This is a genomic window from Deltaproteobacteria bacterium, assembly GCA_040223695.1.
GTDB lineage: Bacteria > Desulfobacterota_D > UBA1144 > Nemesobacterales > UBA2774 > JAVKFU01.
On record JAVKFU010000013.1, the window covers coordinates 78109 to 98891 of the forward strand.

Below are 20783 nucleotides of genomic sequence, written 5' to 3' on the forward strand. Positions count from 1 at the left end.
GAAAGATTAATTCTTAATTTCTCTTACCGCCTCCCGAGCAACCTCCCTGTCATCAAACGGGTATTTTTTCGCGCCGATTATCTGATAATCCTCATGCCCCTTGCCAGCAATAAGCACCGTGTCGTTTTTTTCCGCCACTCCTATGGCCCGCCTTATCGCCTCTTTTCTGTCGGCAACCCTGTAATAGGGCCTGCCGTCGGCTTTGACCTGGAAGACACCGTGCTCTATCTCATCTATAATGGCCTCGGGAGATTCGGTCCGGGGATTGTCCGAGGTAACGATCAGCACGTCCGAGCGCTCTCTGCCGATAATCCCCATTTTGGGCCTCTTGGTCCTGTCCCTGTCCCCGCCGCATCCGAACACGAGGATTATTCTACCGCGTGTGAGGGGTTTTACAGCAAGGAGCACATTATTGAGCGCGTCCGGCGTATGGGCATAATCGACCAGTATCCGGATTCCCAGTGGGTTCTCGACCCTCTCCAGTCTTCCCGGAACCGCCGTGAATCCGGATACAGCCGCCTCTACGGCTTCAACGGATGATCCCGTGAAAAGGGCAGAAGAAAGGGCAGCCAGAATATTGGCAAGATTATGCTCGCCGAATAATTTCGAATTAATCTCTAAGTTGCCGTAAGGCGTTTTGACACGCGCGTATATACCACAATCGGTGATTCTGCTCTCCTCAACGTATACCGAAGCATTTACGTCCTTGAGGGAGTAAGTGATGAGCTCACCGGGAGCATCTTTTGCTATTTCGGCCCCCGCAGGGTCGTCTAAATTTATTATAGAGAACGTATGTTTCTTTTCACTTTTATACAAAAGCTCCGTAAAGAGCCTCTTTTTGACGTTCAGGTAATCTTCTATCGTTCCGTGGTAATCGAGGTGATCCTGAGTGAGATTTGTGAACACCGCCGCGTCGAAATGACATTCGAGTACTCTCTCTTTATCGATTGCATGAGATGACACTTCCATAGCTACATTGTCCGTGCCCGAGTCCCTCATTTCCCTTAACATTCTCATTAAATCAAGTGATTCGGGAGTTGTCATAGAGGCTTTAAATTTTTTACCGCCGAACCTGTAATCTATAGTCCCGATAATACCCGGGTTCTTGTTTTCTTCTTTCCATATCGATTCGAGAAGATACGTTACCGTAGTCTTCCCGTTTGTGCCTGTAATCCCCACGAGACAAAGCTCTTTGGTCGGGTGTCGGTAGAAATTGGCCGAGACGCCCGCAAGCGCTTCTCTCGAATCAGGCACTTCAATAATTGAAACACCCGGAAAATCTTTTTGCGGATGTTCTTCTAAAATTACCGCCTTTGCACCCTGCTCTACGGCGGACTCGACGTATTCATGGCCGTCTGTTTTCTCTCCTCTTAAGGCCACAAAGAGATAAGAGTCTCTAATCTGTTGAGAGTCGAACGAAATTCCTGAAATTTCTAAGCTGTCATGTCCATGTAGGTTTTTTATCTTTAGTCCTTTTATAATATCGCTGAGTATCATATATTCTGTTTAAGCTCTATAGAGCAAACCATGCCTTCTTTGATCGTATCACCCGGCGGAGGCTGTTGTCCGGTAACGTAGCCGCTGCCTTTGACCTCTACCTTGATACCCTCCTCCTCCGACCATTTAAGAATATCCCTCACGCTCTTTCCGCTTAGATCCGGCATTATCCTTGTCCCGACCATTTCCTTGTTAGGAGATGCGCCTAAATGGAACAGGACCTTCTCCGCAACCTGTCTGAATATAGGGGCCGCTACCGAACCGCCGTGCGTCATTTTCTTGGGGGCCTCGACAACTACCGCAAGCACTATTTTGGGATCGTCGGTAGGAGCGAATCCGATAAACGACGCAATAAAGCGGTCATTGTAGTATCCCCCGTTTACGGGGTCGGGTATCTGTGCCGTACCGGTTTTTCCCCCGACGGTAAATCCGGGTATTGCGGCCTTTTTACCTGTGCCCTCTTCGACCACACGCTCCAGTATGCGGGTCATTTTAACTGAGGTGTCGTAGGATAAAACCCTGTTGACAACCTCAGGCTTCTTTTCACGAATCACCGTTCCGTCGGAACTTATAATTCTCTTTACTATATGGGGCTTCATGAGATACCCGCCGTTGGCTATCGCGGAGAGGGCGGATACGAGCTGAAGCGAGGTTACCGAAACCCCCTGGCCGAATGATATGGTAGCAAGCTCTATCTTTCCCCATTTTTTGGGGCTCAACAGCTTGCCGCTCGATTCCCCCGGAAGGTCGATCCCGCTTTTTTCGCCGAAACCGAATTTTTTTAAATATTGATAATATGTCTCTTTTCCAAGCAACTCGCCTACTTTTGAAGCCCCGATATTACTCGAAACCCTGACGATATCCGCCAGTGTAAGGGTCCCGTAGGGTTTTACGTCCCTGATAACCCTGGCCCCCACCTTTCTCCTGCCGTTTTCGCAGAAGAATTGAGATTCGGGACTCGCTTTTTTATCCTGAATAGCGCTTGCGACAAGGAACACCTTCATCGTTGAGCCCGGCTCGTAGGTGTACCAGATGGGAAGGTTTCTCCTGTTTTCCTGGGGGTACTCTCCGTAATTATTCGGGTCTAAAAAGGGGTAGGAGGCCATAGCAAGCACTTCTCCGGATTCAGGATCCATGAGAATCGCCATGCCTTTCTCGCCGCTCATTTTCTCAATGCCGTCCTTGAGCTCCCTTTCCACTATGTGCTGTATCTGCGAGTCTATAGTAAGCACAATACTGTGACCGGATGTCTTTTCCTCGCCGAAAGACTCCACAATATCGGGGTTATTAATAATTCTTCGCCCGTAAGCATCCCTCTTGAGAATTATCTTCCCCGGCTTCCCTATTAATAGGCTGTCGTAACGGTATTCAAGTCCCTCTATACCCGTAGAGTCTATATTGGTAAACCCTAGTACCTGTCCCATGAGAGGACCGTTCGGATAAACCCTCTTCGGCTCCTCTATATATCCCAGGCCTTCGATATCCATGGACTCGAGCTCGGAAGTTACCGCGGGATCGACCAGTCTTTTGAGCCAGACAAACGAGCTCTTCGAAGACGCCCGCTTCAATAATTTCTTTTCCGGTATTTCCAGTTTTCCGGACAAGGCTTTGGAAAATTCTTCAGGATTTTTTATATTGTAGGGATTCACGAAGACCGACTTTATCTCGACGTTTACGGCCAGTTCCTTCATATTTCTGTCGAGGATTTTACCCCGGCGGGGAAGAAGCGTCGAGCTCCCGTGGTGCTGTTTTCTGGCAACCTTGAACGCGCGGTCGCGGTCGATCACCTGAAGCTCAAAGGCTTTGAAGCATACCAGGGCAAAGAGTACGAGGACAAAAGCCCCGATTACCGACATCTTCCATTTCGGCCTATCGAGGTCTCTGCCCAGGGAAATCCTTTTTTTGCCTCTCTTGGGTTTCATCTCCTGGTACCTACGTAGGGTTTTTCTTCAAGAAATATAATATCTTCCTGTGTCGGATACTTGAATCCGAGCTCGAGGGCAAGCTTTTCAAGCTTGTCCGGCGATTTTGCTCTCATGAACTCGGAGCTCAGAAGTCGCTGCTCCTTCAAAAGCTCTTTTGTCTGTTTATTATTTCTGGAAATTTCATAGCCTATTCTAAGCTCTTCGACCTTGAATCTGACATAAAATAAAGCAAGGGCAACGGCTATCAGAACGATAATCACAAACCCCGTCGATACGACAGTTTTTTCGGATCTCACTTTCTGCCTGGAGCCCAAAGCCTTTGCCTGTCCCATTCCTAGACCCTCTCCCCCACCCTCATTTTAGCGCTTCTGGCCCTCGCGTTATTGAGAACTTCCTCATCGTCCGGAACAACCGGGGTGCGGGTTAGAATATCGAGGACTTTCTTCTTGCCGCAGCCGCACTCCGGGAGATCAGGCGGACAAATACACGGGGACGACATTTGCCTAAATACATTCTTTACAATCCTGTCCTCGAGTGAATGAAAAGATATAATGACCAGTCTGCCGCCCGGTCTCAGGCGTTTTACCGCTTTTTCTATGAATTCTCCGATATTTTCAAGCTCGTTATTAACCGCAATCCTCAAAGCCTGGAATGTCTTGGTCGCGGGGTGTATTTTAACGGGATGAAATTTTCTGGGAATAGCGTCCGAAACAAGCTCGGCTAGCTCGGCAGACGTTTCAATAGGCTTGTCCTTTCTCGTTTCCACTATTCTCTTGGCGATTCTTCGGGCCCATTTCTCCTCCCCGTACATTTTCAATACTCTTGAGATCTCATCCACATTCATCTCGTTAACAAGATCGTAGGCGGTAAACCTGAGTCTGGCATCCATTCGCATATCAAGAGGCTCGTCCCTCTTAAAGCTGAACCCTCTCTCGCTGGAATCAATCTGATAAGAGGACATTCCGAGATCGGCGATAATTCCGTCAACCTCCTTTATATCAAGGCTCTCCAGAACCTTGTCTATATCAGAAAAATTGCTGTTGCGGAAGATCACATGCCCGTTGTATTCAGAAAGTGTTTCTCTTGAAATGGAAATAGCCTCTTCATCAACGTCCAGGCCTATTACAATGGACTTGCTGTCGGTCTGTTCCAGAATCGCCTTTGTATGGCCGCCCATTCCCAAAGTCGCATCGACGTATATACCTTCAGGACGCGTAACAAGGAATTTTATTACTTCTTCGGCCAATACCGATTGGTGAACCGGTTTCATGTAATCCTTTACAGCGCTTTCCATGATTTTATAGTCCTTGTCCGGCAAGTATGTCCCTGCTCTTTTTAAATTCGTCATAGGCGCGGGCCGCTTCTTCCTGCTCCCACACCTCTTTGGACCAGATCTCAATCCTCGTAAGCATACCTATCATGACGAGTTCCCTGTCGATACGGGCATGGTTTCTCAGAGACTGGGGAATAAGAACCCTGCCCTGCCCGTCAAGAGGGCAGTCCACGGCTCCTCCCATCAGGTATCTCAGAAATGAAATTACCTCATGCTTAAACTGCGGAAGCTCGGAAACTTTCCTCTCGATCTCATTCCATTCCTTTAAAGGATAGGCAACCAGGCATTTGTCAAAATTTGTAATGACAAATGTCTCGTCTCCATACTTTTCTCTGCACACCTCACGGAATTTGGCCGGAATGCTGACACGGCCCTTATCCGTCATCGTATGCTCGTATCGTCCTCGAAACATATCATACCATCTTATGCCACTTTATGCCACTCAAAACCACTATATAATCATGTATTAAGTTTGTCAAGTAAGTTAATGATATTTATTAATTTTTTGATAAAATACGCAGTCAGTAATAATCAAATCCTTCAGCCATTTATTTTCGGTACGCAAATAAATATACTTTTTAACCCAATCGGTCAAGAAACTTTAAGAATGCATGTTAACTGTCCCTAACGAAACAATATTTCAGCAAGGGGAAATCCGCCTGCCCACAATTCGCTTATGCCAATTTAAACCACATCAGAAATGCGGCAATTACCGAAGCCTGGGGAAACTCCAAAAATATCTTTGCCCACAATCGGAAAAAACAATAAATTGAGATATAATCTTGTACCCTCATCTTCTATAATCGATTGAATGCCGACAATATACATCAAGCTAAAGAATAACAGCGAAACGGTGTACTTCCAGTCCATACTGGGCACCTATTCTCATATTGCCTGGGTAAGAACAGAGAACCCGGCCTCAGGAATCATTAAAGTGATACCGACCCCTGACTCCGCCGGAGAAACCAGAGAAATCCTTGAGAAGCTGAAAAAAGAGATTGAATTCGAGGAGGTTGATTCAACGGGTCTCCGGAGCCTGACCCCATCGGACGGATAGCTTATGAGGGAAAAAGAACAAATAGCACGATCCGCAGGCATGATCGGCTCTCTTACATTTATCAGCCGCATCGCGGGATATGTAAGAGATATGGTCATAGCCTATTTCTTCGGCGCAACCGCTTATACGGACGCCTTCTGGATAGCGTTCAGGATTCCGAACCTTTTGAGAAGGCTCTTTGCCGAGGGATCACTCACGATCTCGTTTATTCCGGTCTTTACGGAGACTCTGGAAAAGAAGAATAAGGAAGAAGCGAAAAAGGTTTCGGACATTATCTTCAGCATTCTGTTAATCCTCCTTACAACAGTGTCTTTACTGGGGGTGCTCTTTTCTCCCTATATAGTCAAGCTCTTTGCCTACGGTTTCGACCAAGACACTTTCGAACTCGCCGTAACACTCAACCGAATTATGTTCCCGTATATATTTTTCATATCGCTGACAGCTCTATGTATGGGGATTTTGAATTCACTCAGGCATTTCTTCGCGCCTGCCTTCTCGCCCGTGGTTTTTAACATTTGCATCATAACTTCAATACTTCTGGTCCACAGGAGCTTCGATCTGCCCATATATTCGGCTGCGGCAGGTGTGATTCTGGGGGGCATTCTTCAGTTTTTTATTCAGCTGCCGTTTGTGAAGGCCAAAGGGTTTATGTTCAGTTTCACGCGGAATTTCAGGCATCCCGCCGTGAAGCGGATAGGACTGCTCCTGCTGCCGCAGCTTTTCGGGCTCGCCGTATATAACCTGAATATAATAGTCAGCTCTCAATACGCTTCGTTCATGCAGTCAGGAACTATTTCCTACCTGTATTTCGCCGAGAGGTTGATAGAATTCCCGCTCGGCATCATAGCCGTTTCCATAGCTACGGTGCTTCTTCCGAACCTCGCAAGCTATATAAGCAAAGGTGAATACGGTAAGTTCCGCGACACGTATTCCTACACCCTGAAGCTAATGCTTTTTATCCTTATTCCCGCGCTTGCGGGACTGATAGCCCTTAGAATACCGATATGCAACCTGCTCTACCAGAGAGGTGAATTTACATACGAGGCAACAGTATTTACCTCCCAGGCCCTGCTCGGATATTCATTCGGACTGTGGGCTGTGGGCGGCTTAAGGGTTACCGCCCCCGCGTTCTATGCCATGCAGGACACGAAGACCCCGGTTATCGTGGCCTTCGTTGCGTTTCTGGCAAACGCCGTCCTTGGCTACATACTGGGTTTCACGCTCAAGCTCAATCATACGGGGCTAGCAGTCGCAAGCTCGATCTCATCCATAATCAATTTCATAACGCTCGTTTATTTGCTTGAGAAAAGGACGGGCGACATCAAAATGAAACCTATCCTTGTTTTCTGTCTCAAGATAGTCCTATTATCGACAATCATGGCGGCGGCGGCGTGGAAAGTCTCTACCTTTGCCGACTGGACCGAATCGGCTTTCTCGATAGAGAAAATCGGGATACTACTACTGTCTATAGGCACAGCAGGTGTAGTATATTTCGTATTGGTAAAGATTTTACGGATAGAGGAACTGGAATATATCCTCAACATGCTCGGGAGGAAAATGCCGGGGGACAAATAAGCCACTTCTTGCCCCCGGCTCGAATCTTTATGAATTACCTGTTCGCGCAGAATCCGAAATTAACGGAACTGTTCCCGTTAACGATATTATTCCACGACACTCCCTCAGCCGTGACCGTATTTCCGTTCTGCCGGTAAACGGCGTTCCACAGGTTTCTGACGGTTCCCTCTATCGTGAACGAAACCACCCAGTCAACGCCTCCGAAGCCTGAATTGACAACAAAGACCTCGGCGCAGTAGCCCGTGCCCCAGTCGTCGTTTATAACGACATCGGCTGTAATTCCGCCTCCCGGCCGCTCATTAAACTCATCGTTATCCTCCGCGTTATCACATCCCGGGTCTTCGGGATAATCGATGAGCCCGTCGCCGTCATTATCAACCCCGTCCGAGCATGCGTAAACAGGCGCTGGCGGCGGGGGAGAAGTAGGCTCCGGTGGAGGAGGGGGGCTGTTCCTGTCCGCGCAGAATCCGAAACCAACCGAACTCCCTCCCTGAACGATGTCGTTCCACGAAACGCCCTCGGCAGTTACGGAACTCCCGTTTTGAGTATAGGCAGCACTCCATAGATCCCTTATAGCGCCGTACACGTCGAACGTAACCATCCAGTCAACAGGCGATGAGCCGCTATTCGTGACCGTTACCTGAGCGCAATAACCCGTACCCCAGTCGTCGCTAATGTTAACGGCGGTGGTAATCACTTCGCCATCAGGCTGCTCGTTAAACTCGTCGTTATCAAGCTCGTTTTCACAGCCCGGGTCATCCGGATAATCGATGAGACCGTCGCCGTCATTATCCACTCCGTCCGAGCATTCGGTGCTGTCCGGAGGCTCAGGCTGTGAGCCCTCCATAAGCCTTTGCAGTAATGCGACCTTGTCCTGCCACACATTTTGCCAGTCGTCCTTCAGAATACCGCCCGTGTCGCCGCTGTTGGGATTCCACGACCAGTAGAAAAAATCCGTCATTCCCTTGCCGTCCATGTACTCCACAAGAGCGTCCTGCAAAACCCTGTCCCTCGGATCGCCCCCGTGCCCGTACCTGCCGCCGAATTCCCCGATTATGACAGAGTATCCCCTGTCGACCAGATAGCCGAAATGCGTCTCCCATATCCCGGGCATATTGTCCGGAAAGTCAGGCTCGCCGAAATAGGGCTGATCAAAAACATCGGGACCGTAGACATGGGGGCTCAGCACCAGCTTGTCGGCTGGAATATCGAGCGGAAAACAGTCGAAAGGCTCGAGGTTGCCGCCCCACCAGTGACTGAGCGAGCCGCTGCACACGGGGTTATCCTGAATTCCCTGAACGAAAATTAAGATATCCGGATTGACAGAGAGAACTTCCTCCGCCGCCCGCTCGGCAGCAGTGTTCCAGTCCGTGAATTCGTTCCCCGTACCCCACGTGGCGGCGCCGTGGGGCTCGTTTTTTATATCGATACCTATAAAACGTTCAATATCCCGGTACCTGTCGGCGAGAAAGGCCAGATCATTTATCCAGTCCTCCTCGGAATAGAAGCCTGAATACCAGAGTTCATTTATCGACTGACAGTCGTAGTTATGATTGTCGATAAGTATGTACATTCCATTCCGGTCAAGCTCCTGAACGACTTCGTCAAGCACTTCGAGGGACCCGAGGCCCTGGAGATCGGGATTAAGGAAGTAATTTATACTGGACGTGCCGGTATTTGAAAGTGTTTCAGGGCAGAAGGGAAGCCTGACTGCGGTAAAGCCGAGTCCCTTTATCTGAGCAATCATATCCTTCCAGTTGCGGGCCCAAAGCCCGTGGACCACATGGTCTCCCGTCTCGAAACCGAACCAGTTGACTCCGTAGAGATTTACTTCCCGACCGTCGTCATCATATACAATGCCGTTTTCCACATAATAGGCCCACGATGGAGCCTGCAGAGAACAGATTACCAGGAAAGCAATAAACGCTGACCGCATCCTTTTTCCTCCTTAAAAATTCTGATGTTGTGCTTTGGAACCGCCAAATAAAATTATAACCGCGATTATTTCGTCCGTTGTCCTGACAGCCTTATTTTAGAAGCGCCGGATATTGGGAAAGAGACGGAACTCTTCATAAGATGAATTCGCAAATGACGTGCCATGAACCCGGAGCAAATAATTGCCTATGACGGCAAGGCGTTACTGACTTAATAACGGCAATTGGCTTAGAATTCAAGGATTTATGGTGCATTATGGCTCTTACGGATTTTGTAAAATAGCACTATAAGCGGGATATTATCGAGTCTTGTAAGCCGTTTAAATTATCCCGGCCTTCTTGACTAGTATTTTGGATATAAAGTAATATCAAAATTGCGATGACGGATGAGAACTCGGCGACCGAGGACGAACTCAGAAAATTCGAGGAAAAATACGAAAAAATCTTACTTGACGACCCTTCCTCGGTTACGTTTATCTTCCTTGCCCAGGTTCTGTACAAGCAGGGAAAAGTGGATAAGGCGATTAATGTATTAATCAAGGGATTGAGATATAATAAGAAAAGTGTCACGGGAAGATTTTTACTGGGAAGAATATACTACGACAGATGGATGATTGAGCAGGCCAAGAAGGAATTTCAGACAGTAGTTAAGCTGGCGCCGGACAATCTGGCGGCATGCAGAATGCTGGTTCAAATTTACAAAAGCGAGGAAAATTACAGCAAAGCTCTCGAACTTATAAAGTCCGCACATGCCTATCATCCTCAGGACTCCGGCATACCCGCTGAGATAAAAGAGCTGGAAGACGAGTTCTACGCGAAGGAAAAGAGAGAAGGGGAATTTGCGGCTGCAAAGGAAGAAATCAGATCGTCCGTCGAGGCAAAAAGCGTCGAGGAGCTGGCGTCGAGGATAACAAAATATGATAAACAGCTTTTATCTGATACCATATCCGATATTTATCTCGACCAGGGTCTTTACGAAAAAGCCTGCTCGGTTCTGGAAAGTATTCTCGACAGTGACCCGGAAAATGATGAAATACGGATAAAGCTTGAAAAAATAAGGCTCTATTTACTGAATAAAACTGCAGGATTCTATACGGGAGAGTAATATTACGGCATGAAAATTCTAGTTATTCACGGCCCTAACCTAAACATGCTCGGAAAAAGGGAGCCTGAAATATACGGCTCGAAAACGCTTGAGGACATAAATTCCACTCTGAGCGAAGAAGCAAAAAAACTGGATGTGGAGATTGAACTCTTCCAATCCAATTCCGAGGGAGCAATAGTCGGTAAAATTCAGAACGCCATGAACGAATTCGACGGTCTTCTGATAAACCCTGGGGCCTACACACATACGAGTATCGCAATCAGGGACGCCATTCTTTCGACGGGTCTGCCCGTGGTTGAGGCCCACATATCAAATGTCCACAAAAGAGAGGAATTCAGACATAAGTCATTTATATCCGGAGTTGCTCTCGGGGTTATATCGGGTTTCGGGATGGACAGTTATTTTCTGGGACTGAGCGGACTGGTAAGGTATTTAAAAGCCGTGGACTCCGATTGAATCCGTACAACGATTAATAGTTCAAAATAAATACCCCCGGATTTCAATAACCGGATACTGATTGTCTCATAATATTTTTAAGGAACTTCCAGTCAGGTAATAATGAAGAAACTCTGGAGCGTTAAAAAAGAAAACCCCAAATTGAGAGATAAGCTCTCGAAAAACCTCGGCATTTCCCCTATTACGGCCCAGATTCTAATAAACAGGGGAATAGATAATGAGGCGGAGGTGAACCTTTTTCTAAACAGCACGCTTTTCGACCTCCCTTCCCCGTACCTGATGAAAGGCATGGAAAAAGCGGTCGAGAGAATAAAGAGAGCCATTACGAAAGGGGAGAAGATAGCGATCTACGGAGACTACGATGTAGACGGGGTCACTTCTACCGCTCTCCTTTACACATTCCTTAAAAAATTGGGCGGAGACGTGACGTATTATAATCCCGACAGGCTTAAAGAGGGTTACGGGGTGAATATCGATGCCGTGAAAAAACTTGTCGGGGAAGGCGTGTCTCTTATAATTTCAGGGGACTGCGGCATTACCGCTGTGAGGGAAGTCGAGGAAGCAAAGAGACTCGGAGCCGATTTCATAGTCACGGATCACCACAAACCGCCCGAGGAGCTCCCGGACGCTGTAGCGGTGCTTAACCCTCAACTCTCCGACTGCAAGTACCCGGGGAAGGGGATTGCCGGCGTGGGCGTGATATTTAACCTCGCTGTGGCGCTAAGAAGAGCGCTCAGAGAAGACGGATTCTTTAAAGACGGCGAGCCCAATCTGGCCGACTACCTCGATCTGGTGGCCCTCGGGACAGTAGCCGATTGCGCCCCCCTTATGGACGTTAACCGCATACTTGTAAAAGAAGGAATAAAAAGGATGCACTCTCCCAAGAGAATCGGCGTGATTGCGCTTAAAGAGGCAAGCAGCGTAAAATCCGAGGTCAGCTCATACGACCTCGGATTTAAGCTCGGACCGAGGATAAACGCTTCCGGAAGATTAAGCACGGCCGGAAAAGCGGTCGAACTCTTCGTATCGGAAGACCTCGAAGCCGCCAGGGAAATTGCCAAAACGCTCAGCAGGGAGAACTCCGACAGGCAAAATATAGAGGGCGACATACTTATCGATGCGATAACGCAAATCGAATCGGACCCGGGTTTCGAGGAGGCAAATTCAATCGTGCTGGCCTCCCCGGACTGGCATCCCGGTATAATAGGAATAGTCGCCTCCAGAATTGTAGAGAGATACGATAAACCCGTGATACTGATAGCGATAGACGGCGCCGGCGTCGGAAAGGGCTCAGGCAGGAGTGTGGAGGGAATTAATATTTACGCGGCGCTCACGGAGTGCCGGGATCTTTTCGAACAGTTCGGGGGACATGAACAGGCAGCCGGACTTTCTATCAGAAAAGAGAATATAGAGCGGTTCAAAGAGATGTTCGAAAGAGCGGTCGAGGGCGCAGGGAGTAAATTTCAGCCTGAACTTAAGATTGACTGCCGTGTCGAGCTCGATGATGTAACGGATTCATTAATTACAGAATTCGGACTGCTCGAGCCGTTTGGAATAGGGAATCCGGAGCCCGTACTTCTTTCCAGGTCAGTTCAGGTGGTCTCCCAGCGTTTTTTCAAAGACAAGCACCTGGGGCTTAAGATCAGGCAGGGAAACGGAACTCTCGATGCCATATGGTTCAATATGACCGAGCCGTCGTTACTACCGGATACAATAGACGTGGTATTCACGCCCGAATTCAACAAATGGAACGGGAGAAAAGAAGTCAGATTAAGGATTCTGGACGCAAGGTGAAGACGGTTAAGAAATAATACCCGCAGATAAAATCAAATAAGCCCGGCTATATTTATAATAATGGTTAAATAGACGGATACGGAGGTTTTGCAATGGCTTTAAAATCAAGACTGGAGAATCTGAGTTTTATTTATCCGATAGCGATTATAGTTATAATTATTCTCGCTACCAGCGCATTCGTAATAGTGGACAGCGGTCACGTGGGAGTCGTAAGGACTCTTGGGGCGGTTCAGCCTAACCCGCTTCCCGAAGGCTTTCACTTCAAAAAACCTTTCATCGATAAAGTCGAGTCTATAGACATCAGGCTTACTAAAGCACAATCAAAATCGACGGCCGCCTCCAAGGACCTTCAGACAGTAGAGACGCAGGTTACGGTTCAGTATTCCCTAATGGGCCCGGTAGCTCCGAAGACATATCAGAAAATCGGAACGCGCGATGTGGTTGCCGCAACCGTGATCGAACCGGCCATACAGGAATCGGTTAAGGCCATTACGGCCCAGTACACCGCCGAGCAGCTCGTCACGAAAAGGGCCGAGGTTAAACTCCAGATTCAGGAAGCAATCGACAACTTCATTACCGTGACCCTGAAAGACAAGGACGTTCCCACGGCGCTTAAAATAGCGAACGTCGCGATAACAGATTTTGAATTTTCCGACGAATTCAATAAAGCTATCGAACTCAAGGTAAAAGCCGAGCAGGAAGCGCTTCAGGCTATAAATGAAAAAACGAGACGCGTAACTCAGGCTGAAGCTTCTTACCAGGAACAAAAGCTGGCAGCCGATGCGGCGGCTTATAACATTGAAGCCAGATCAAAGGCAAAAGCGGATGCAATCGCAAGAGAAGCAAAAGCGCTTAAGAGCAACCCGGAACTGATACAGCTCAGAATATCGGAGAAATGGGACGGCACGCTGCCGAAATTCACCGGAGGGGAAACAGTTCCCTTTATTAATGTCGATTCGGTACTGAAGGACAATCAGTAAAAACAAAGCTACCCGCTTAGACTAACAAGCGAAAGAATCTCCTAATCCTCGTAGGATTCAGGGTCCGGGCAGGAGCAGACCAGGTTTCGGTCCCCGTAGGGGTTGTTTATACGCCCGACGGGGGGCCAGAATTTATTCTCCTCGACATATGGAAGGGGGAATACGGCTTTCTTCCTCGGATACGGGTGACTCCATTCATCACTCGTGGCCATGGAAGCCGTATGAGGGGCGTTCCCGAGCACGTTGTCCCCGGCGTCGGCACGGCCTTCGGAAATCTCCTGAATCTCTTCTCTTATGGAGACTAAAGCGTCACAGAACCTGTCGAGCTCGTCCTTATCTTCACTTTCCGTGGGCTCTACCATCATCGTCCCCGCAACGGGCCAGGATATTGTAGGAGCATGAAAACCGTAATCCATTAGTCTCTTCGCGATATCCTCCACCTCCACACCAGCGTCCCGCTTAAAACGTCTCAAATCCAGAATGAATTCATGCGCGACTCTTCCTCCGCTACCGGTAAAAAGCACATCATAGTACTTTTCAAGTCTCGACTTTAAATAATTCGCGTTTAGAATGGCGTACTTTGTCGAGTCCGTAACCCCTTCCCTGCCGAGCATTTTAATATAGGCATAAGAAACCAGCAGTATGCTTGCGCTCCCCCAGGGAGTGGATGATACGGCATGAATCGCTTTATCACCGCCCGTCTTCAGGAGAGGATGGCCCGGAAGGAAAGGCGCCAGGTGCTCCGCCGCACAGATAGGCCCCATTCCCGGACCGCCTCCCCCGTGGGGTATGCTGAAAGTCTTGTGCAGATTGAGGTGACAGACGTCAGCGCCTATCACGGACGGGCTCGTAATTCCGACCTGGGCGTTCATATTCGCTCCGTCCATGTAGATTTGACCGCCGTACTCGTGGACAATCGAGCATATTTCTTTAATACCCGCCTCAAATACCCCGTGCGTAGAGGGATAGGTAACCATTAACACAGCAAGTGTGTCCCTGTGCTCCTCCGCTTTTTTCTTTAAATCTTCGACATCTATATTCCCCTCGGCGTCACACTTTACGACAACCACCTTCATGCCCGCCATAGAAGCGCTCGCCGGGTTCGTTCCGTGAGCGGAGGAGGGAATCAAGGCCACATTTCTGTGCCCTTCGCCTCTGCCGTTGTAATAAGCCCTTATAACCAGGAGACCTGCGTATTCTCCCTGGGCGCCTGAATTGGGCTGGAGCGATACGGAGTGGAGTCCCGTAATTCGTGAAAGATAACCCTCAAGCTCTTCAAAAATTTCAATATATCCACGGGCCTGCTCCTTCGGAACAAACGGATGCATCCTGGAGAATTCGGGCCACGTCACAGGCACCATCTCGGCAGTCGCGTTAAGCTTCATGGTGCATGAGCCGAGCGGAATCATGGATGACGTAAGAGACAGGTCTTTGTGCTCAAGCCGTTTTATGTACCTCAGCATATTTGTCTCGGAACGGTGGCTGTTAAAAACCGGATGTGTGAGGAAAGGGCTTTTTCTAGCCAGCTCCGGCGGATAGTTAATCTTAACTTCGCTCATGTCGGGGGTAGTGTTACGAGCCTTCTTACCGGACTCGCCCAGGGATCTGAAGACATCGATTATTCTTTCCGTATCGTGAAGCTCCGTCGTTTCGTCAAGCGAGATGCCGATATGTAGATCATCGATATATCTGAAGTTTATTCCGGAGTCTTCAGAAACGGTTCTTAATTTTTCGATAAGGCTGCCTGAATCATTACCGAGGTCGATTTTCAGGGTGTCGAAAAAATACTCATTCTTCTGAAGAAAACCCAATTTCAAAAGCTCACTTTCGAGGAGCCGGGCAAGGGTATGAATCCTTTTTGCTATCGCCTTCAGGCCTTCAGGACCGTGATAAACGGCGTACATACCGGCCATAATTGCGAGTAATGCCTGTGCCGTGCAGATATTGGAAGTTGCCTTTTCCCGCCTTATATGCTGCTCCCGGGTTTGAAGAGCCATCCTGTAGGCGGGATTACCCTGAGAATCGATAGAGACGCCTATGATCCTGCCGGGAACCTGGCGGGTAAATTTTTCGTGGGTGGCGAAATACGCGGCGTGAGGTCCGCCGTAACCGAGCGGAACTCCAAACCTCTGTGTTGAGCCCAGAACGACATCGGCACCGAACTCACCCGGCGCCCTGAGCAGAGTGAGACTCAGCAAATCGGCCGCCACAGCCACCATTATTCCGTTTTCATGCGCATTTTCGACGAAACCCGAGTAGTCAAAAACACCTCCGTCCGAATCCGGGTACTGAAGAAGCACGCCGAATACATTTTCACCGAATTCAAATTGATTATGATCTCCGATCGCAAGCTCGATCCCGAGAGGCTCCGCACGCGTCTTAAGAATGTCGATGGTCTGGGGAAAGCATTTTTCGGAGACAAAAAAAACGTCCCGTCTGTCACGCCCCGGCTTTTTATCCGCGACCCTGTGCAGCATGGTCATCGCCTCTGCAGCGGCGGTGCCTTCATCGAGGAGCGAAGCATTTGCGACATCCATCTTGGTTAAATCCATAACCATTGTCTGAAAGTTGATAAGGGCTTCGAGGCGGCCCTGCGAGATCTCCGCCTGATACGGGGTGTATTGTGTATACCAGCCCGGGTTCTCCATTATATTGCGCTGAATAACTCCCGGAGTGATACAATCGTAATAACCAAGCCCGATACAGGATTTGAATATACGATTTTTTTTCGCTGTGTCCTTTAATTGCTCAAGAAGTTGATATTCATTTACTCCTTCGGGCAAGTCCAGAGGGTTCTTTAGCTTTATTGAAGAAGGAACAATCTCATCGATAAGCTTATCGAGAGAGGAAGCGCCAACTACCTCAAGCATGGCGTTGAGCTCGGTTTCATCCGGGCCTATATGCCTGCTGGCAAATGTTTCGTAACTGTTCTGGGCAGATTTCATTAAATTGCCGAACTCACAGAGATTGTAAAATTATTAACAGAAGGATATTTATGCCGGTTTAATAGATTCGAGCTGCGTTAATCAAATTTAAACCAGATGCAAATCTATACCGAGGTCTACTCGTCAACTTCTTTCTCAACATATTCCGTGTAATCCTCAACATTCATCAAGTCGTCAAGCTCTTCCGGATCGTAAGGCTTGACCTTTATCATCCACCCTTCACCGTAAGGGTCCTCATTCAGGGTCTCCGGGGAATCCAGCAGAACCTCATTTACCTCAACCACGTCGCCGCTTACAGGCGCGTAAAGATCGGACACGGCCTTGGTGGATTCGACAGCCCCGAACGGATCCCCTTTCGTTATCTCATCCCCTTCACTGGGAAGTTCTATATACACTATTTCACCCAGAGCGTCTTGCGCGAAGTCGGTAATTCCTATCACCAGGAATTCGTCCTCTTCCCTGGCCCATTCATGATCTGTCGTATATTTCAGCTCATCCGGTATTTGCACCATAGCTTGATCTCCTTCTCTAATTAATATTCTTTCTGTAAAACGGAATATTAACCGTCTCCGCCTCCCTCATTTTATTTCTAATTTCTACCTGAATATTGTCATTAATACCTACTTCGCTTTTTAAGTAACCCAAACCGATCGGCTTTTCAAGGCTGGGAGAAAATGTCCCGCTCGTAACATTGCCTAGAGAATCGCCGTTTTTGAATATACCATATCCCTGTCTCGGGACGCCGCGGCCGATCATCTCAAATCCGACGATTTGATTTTTAAGGCCGTCTTGAAGCGCCTTTGCCAACGCAACTTTACCGAGAAAATCTCCGTTATCCATCTTTACGTACCTGCCGAGCCCGGCTTCGAGAGGACTTATATCCTCGTCAATTTCATGTCCGTAAAGAGAATATCCCATTTCGATCCTCAACGTATCGCGGGCACCCAAACCGCAGGGTTTTATTCCGTAAGGCTTCCCCGTATCCATTATGCTGTTCCAAAGCTCCGCTCCACGCTCCCAGGGCAGAAATATCTCAAACCCGTCTTCTCCGGTATAGCCCGTTCTCGCTACCAGCAACCCGGCCCCTTTCCATTCGATCTCGATGAAACGGAATTTTTTTAATTTACTGAAATCCTCGCCCAGGGTTTCCGATAAAATACGCTCGGAATGAGGCCCCTGCAGAGCAATCTGTGAGAACTCACCGCTTCTGTCCGCAACCTCAACATTATAATCACCCTTTGCGTTCACTATCCATTCGAGGTCTTTCGCCGTATTCGAAGCGTTTACGCAAAAAAGAAATTTTTCATCCGAGAGTTTATATAAAATTACGTCATCGACGACTCCGCCGCCGTGGTTGCACAGGATAGTGTACTGGGCCTGGAAAATATCCACGCTGAGGACGTCGTTAGTGCTTATCCATTGACAAAAAACGGATGCGTCTTTTCCGCTTACCTCGATTTCTCCCATATGGCTTACGTCGAAAAGACCTGCCGCAGCCCTTACAGCGAAATGCTCCTCTCTAACGCCTTCGTACTGGACGGGCATCTCCCATCCTGCAAACTCGACGATCCGCGCACCCAGCTTCTTATGAATTTCATACAGCGCCGTCCTCTTCATGTACCCTAATTGTTTAACAACTCAATGTGGGATTGTCAATAAGGCGGATAGCAATTATTTAAAAGCCGGGTCAAATGACGCCGGGCTTTATGCCGCCTGCGGGACAAGGCGATTTTAATTAATAAAATCGATAAGTTCTTAAGGGAATAACAGGGCTAAAGGGGCGGGACTTCAGGGGACCGCTTCTTTACTCTTCTCCTACGATCCGGACGTCGTCCCGGTATTGGAGCGGGACCAGGTCAAGATCGTTTACGTAATTCTCAACGCCGTTTTCATCAACCCATATATATATGACCTGTTCTTCGCCGGGGGGAAGTGTGTAGTATCCCGGAGGCGGCTCATCATCGTATTGGTAATACTGCTCATAACTCTCCCGGTTCGGGGAATTATTATATTGATTAACCTCTACATTACTCGGTCTCTCAATCACCGTCCCTAAAGTGGTTCCGTACCCGTAGGGATAAAGCGGATCATAGTAGACGTAGTAATCCTGAGAGGGGAAATAACCGTAATAATTAGGATAGTATTTTTTATAGTGTTTCCCGTGTTTGTAATTGTTTCCCTTGCCGTAATATTTGTGTGAGTGTCCTTTATTGTTTTTGTTATAGCTCGTTCCGGGATGATGTCTGTAGTAATTATTATGGAAGGACTTATGCGCATCGAAATGGTTAACGTTATTATTCGTGTGTGCGGAATGCTTATTGTTGGAAGTCTTCTGAGATTTATATTGTTTTGACTGACCCGAGCTTTGTCCGAGCCTGACTCTATCTTGGCCCGATTCCTGACCCTCTGCCCAGGATGAAAACACAAACAGCATCAAAACGGAAGTGAAGATAAATTTAATATTCATGATATAACCCCATATACATCCTCTATATAATATAACTCCATTAACGGGATTTGAACATCAAGTTATATAATCCGGGTTTATTTCGCCGTAAAGAAAAGCTCATTGGGAATTGAACAAGGCGGCTACTTCGGGCTTTACCACCTTGCCCATCTGGTTATGGGGCAGCTCATCCACAAACAGTATTGCTGACGGGACCTTATAAGAAGCCATCCTCTCTTTTGACCATTTCCTTAAGGAAGCAAGATTGATTTTTTTCTTTCCTCCAAGCACAAGCGCGGCGCAGACCCTCTCACCCCACTCCTCGTCCTCCACTCCGACAACGGCGCATTCCTCAATTTGGGGGTGCTCTCTCAGAACTTCCTCCACCTCGAGCGCTGAAACCTTGTACCCCCCGCTCTTAATAATATCGACCGAGCTTCTTCCCATAATCCTGTAAACACCGTCTTTGTTCCGCCGTGCGATATCGCCCGTCCTGAACCATTCTCCATTGATAAACGCCTCTTTGGTGGCATCGGGCTTCCGCCAGTACTCAAAAAAAACATTCGGTCCTTTAATTATAATCTCGCCCTCGCCCGCACCACGAATGACGGTTTCATTCTCATCTATGAGTTTTACTTCCACTCCTGGCAGAGGCTTGCATACATGACCCGGCATTCTCTCGCCGTGGAGAGGATTGGAAAGCGCCATTCCAGTTTCGGTCATGCCGTATCTTTCAAGCAGCACGTGACCGCTTATCTCCTTCCATTTTTCGAGAGTGCTTACAGGTAAAGCGGCCGAGCCCGAAACCATTAAACGCATACGTCCGCAGGCACCGCTCATTTCCTCCCTTTTCTCAGGAGGAGCATTTTGCCACACGCGGATAAGCCGCGAATATATGGTCGGCACGGCCATAAAAAGCGTGTAGCTTCCGTCCGTAAATTTCCCCCATACCCTTCCGGCATCGAATCCGGGCATCAATTCGCACGAGGCGCCCGACCACAGAGCGCAAAACAGCGCGTTTATTATTCCGTGAAGGTGGTGAAGGGGAAGGACATTGAGAATAAAATCGCCCGAAGTCCACTCCCACGCCTTGACCAGCGAAGCAATCTGCGCTCTTATGCTGGCATGTGTGCTTACAACTCCTTTGGGTGTGCTCGTAGTTCCACTCGTATAGATAATCATCGCCCTTCGGTCTTCACTCACGAGCGGCAATGAAATTTTTTTGCACTGCACGGCCTCTTCGACAGTTGAAAAATCCGTCCCCGTTTTTTCGGCAAGTTTTCCAAGCCTGTCGTTGAATTGCGGAGCGGCGAGCAAAAGCTCGGCGCCGCTGTCCTTGACGACGTATTCGAGCTCCGGGTCCGGATGAGACACGGAGAGCGGCACGGCTATCCCTCCGGCGCGCCATATGCCGAGCATCACGGCGACATATTCAAATCCCGGGGGGACAAAAAACGAAACCCCGGCCTCGTCTAAATCCTCCCTGTCCTTAAGTAGATATGACGCCACACGATGTGAAGCATCCAGCAGGTCGGGGTATGAATACTCCCCTTCGCTATCTATAATCGCTGTCTGTTTATAGCGGGAAAGATTCTTTAATATCGTTAATCCGGACATATTAGTATTGAAAGGATTTCTCTTATTATCAGCAAAGTCCCCTCTGTCGAGACACATGAATTATAATTTGATACCATTATTTGGTAAAATTATTTTTTTAAACAGCTTATGTGATTAAA

The 20783-nt window shown here is 48.3% G+C and carries 17 protein-coding genes; 6 read left to right on the forward strand and 11 right to left on the reverse strand.

Annotated features, from left to right (window positions below; all coding sequences use genetic code 11):
• Positions 1–6: 6 nt before the first annotated feature.
• From RIG61_03355 to mraZ, 5 genes are read right to left on the reverse strand one after another with little or no spacing between them, the layout of a single operon-like run.
• The gene (locus RIG61_03355) at positions 7–1497 is read right to left on the reverse strand and encodes a UDP-N-acetylmuramoyl-L-alanyl-D-glutamate--2,6-diaminopimelate ligase (GenBank protein MEQ9618193.1); all 1491 of its coding nucleotides are present in this window, start codon (positions 1495–1497) and stop codon (positions 7–9) included.
• Positions 1494–3419, reverse strand: a complete 1926-nt coding sequence (locus RIG61_03360; protein MEQ9618194.1) for a penicillin-binding transpeptidase domain-containing protein — start codon at positions 3417–3419, stop codon at positions 1494–1496. The genes RIG61_03355 and RIG61_03360 overlap by 4 nt, the downstream gene beginning before the upstream one ends.
• A complete protein-coding gene (locus tag RIG61_03365; protein ID MEQ9618195.1) occupies positions 3416–3754 on the reverse strand; it encodes a hypothetical protein in 339 nt (112 codons plus the stop codon). The genes RIG61_03360 and RIG61_03365 overlap by 4 nt, the downstream gene beginning before the upstream one ends.
• Positions 3755–3756: 2 nt before the next feature.
• Positions 3757–4770 (reverse strand): 16S rRNA (cytosine(1402)-N(4))-methyltransferase RsmH, encoded by a 1014-nt coding sequence (gene rsmH / locus RIG61_03370; protein ID MEQ9618196.1) that lies wholly within the window; start codon positions 4768–4770, stop codon positions 3757–3759.
• Positions 4721–5167, reverse strand: coding sequence for a division/cell wall cluster transcriptional repressor MraZ (mraZ, locus tag RIG61_03375; protein ID MEQ9618197.1), 447 nt, complete (start codon positions 5165–5167; stop codon positions 4721–4723). Before mraZ ends, rsmH begins: the two co-directional genes overlap by 50 nt.
• 399 nt (positions 5168–5566) lie before the next feature.
• Between mraZ and RIG61_03380 the strand changes: the two genes are divergently transcribed.
• Both RIG61_03380 and murJ read left to right on the forward strand, forming a co-directional pair.
• Positions 5567–5812, forward strand: a complete 246-nt coding sequence (locus tag RIG61_03380) for a DUF4911 domain-containing protein (GenBank protein ID MEQ9618198.1) — start codon at positions 5567–5569, stop codon at positions 5810–5812.
• A 3-nt stretch (positions 5813–5815) separates the two neighbouring features.
• The gene (gene murJ / locus RIG61_03385) at positions 5816–7387 is read left to right on the forward strand and encodes a murein biosynthesis integral membrane protein MurJ (GenBank protein MEQ9618199.1); all 1572 of its coding nucleotides are present in this window, start codon (positions 5816–5818) and stop codon (positions 7385–7387) included.
• 34 nt (positions 7388–7421) lie between these two features.
• On the opposite strand, the gene RIG61_03390 is transcribed toward murJ, so the two are convergent.
• Positions 7422–9323: a cellulase family glycosylhydrolase gene (locus RIG61_03390; protein MEQ9618200.1), complete on the reverse strand. Its 1902-nt coding sequence runs from the start codon at positions 9321–9323 to the stop codon at positions 7422–7424.
• Positions 9324–9700: 377 nt separating this feature from the next.
• Here RIG61_03390 and RIG61_03395 point away from each other — a divergent pair, with 377 nt between their 5' ends.
• From RIG61_03395 to RIG61_03410, 4 genes are all read left to right on the forward strand, one after another.
• Positions 9701–10426: a tetratricopeptide repeat protein gene (locus RIG61_03395; protein MEQ9618201.1), complete on the forward strand. Its 726-nt coding sequence runs from the start codon at positions 9701–9703 to the stop codon at positions 10424–10426.
• 9 nt (positions 10427–10435) lie between these two features.
• Positions 10436–10882, forward strand: a complete 447-nt coding sequence (gene aroQ / locus RIG61_03400) for a type II 3-dehydroquinate dehydratase (GenBank protein ID MEQ9618202.1) — start codon at positions 10436–10438, stop codon at positions 10880–10882.
• 102 nt (positions 10883–10984) lie between these two features.
• Entirely contained in the window at positions 10985–12676 is a 1692-nt protein-coding gene (recJ, locus tag RIG61_03405) for a single-stranded-DNA-specific exonuclease RecJ (protein MEQ9618203.1), read from the forward strand.
• A gap of 92 nt (positions 12677–12768) precedes the next feature.
• The gene (locus RIG61_03410; protein ID MEQ9618204.1) at positions 12769–13656 is read left to right on the forward strand and encodes a prohibitin family protein; all 888 of its coding nucleotides are present in this window, start codon (positions 12769–12771) and stop codon (positions 13654–13656) included.
• 41 nt (positions 13657–13697) lie between these two features.
• On the opposite strand, the gene gcvP is transcribed toward RIG61_03410, so the two are convergent.
• From gcvP to RIG61_03435, 5 genes are all read right to left on the reverse strand, one after another.
• Positions 13698–16601, reverse strand: coding sequence for an aminomethyl-transferring glycine dehydrogenase (gcvP, locus tag RIG61_03415; protein ID MEQ9618205.1), 2904 nt, complete (start codon positions 16599–16601; stop codon positions 13698–13700).
• A gap of 116 nt (positions 16602–16717) precedes the next feature.
• Positions 16718–17113: a glycine cleavage system protein GcvH gene (gene gcvH, locus RIG61_03420; GenBank protein MEQ9618206.1), complete on the reverse strand. Its 396-nt coding sequence runs from the start codon at positions 17111–17113 to the stop codon at positions 16718–16720.
• Positions 17114–17129: 16 nt separating this feature from the next.
• Positions 17130–18218: a glycine cleavage system aminomethyltransferase GcvT gene (gene gcvT / locus RIG61_03425; GenBank protein ID MEQ9618207.1), complete on the reverse strand. Its 1089-nt coding sequence runs from the start codon at positions 18216–18218 to the stop codon at positions 17130–17132.
• Positions 18219–18405: 187 nt separating this feature from the next.
• Positions 18406–19068, reverse strand: a complete 663-nt coding sequence (locus RIG61_03430) for a hypothetical protein (protein ID MEQ9618208.1) — start codon at positions 19066–19068, stop codon at positions 18406–18408.
• A gap of 99 nt (positions 19069–19167) precedes the next feature.
• Positions 19168–20664: an acyl-CoA synthetase gene (locus RIG61_03435; protein MEQ9618209.1), complete on the reverse strand. Its 1497-nt coding sequence runs from the start codon at positions 20662–20664 to the stop codon at positions 19168–19170.
• Positions 20665–20783: the final 119 nt, after the last annotated feature.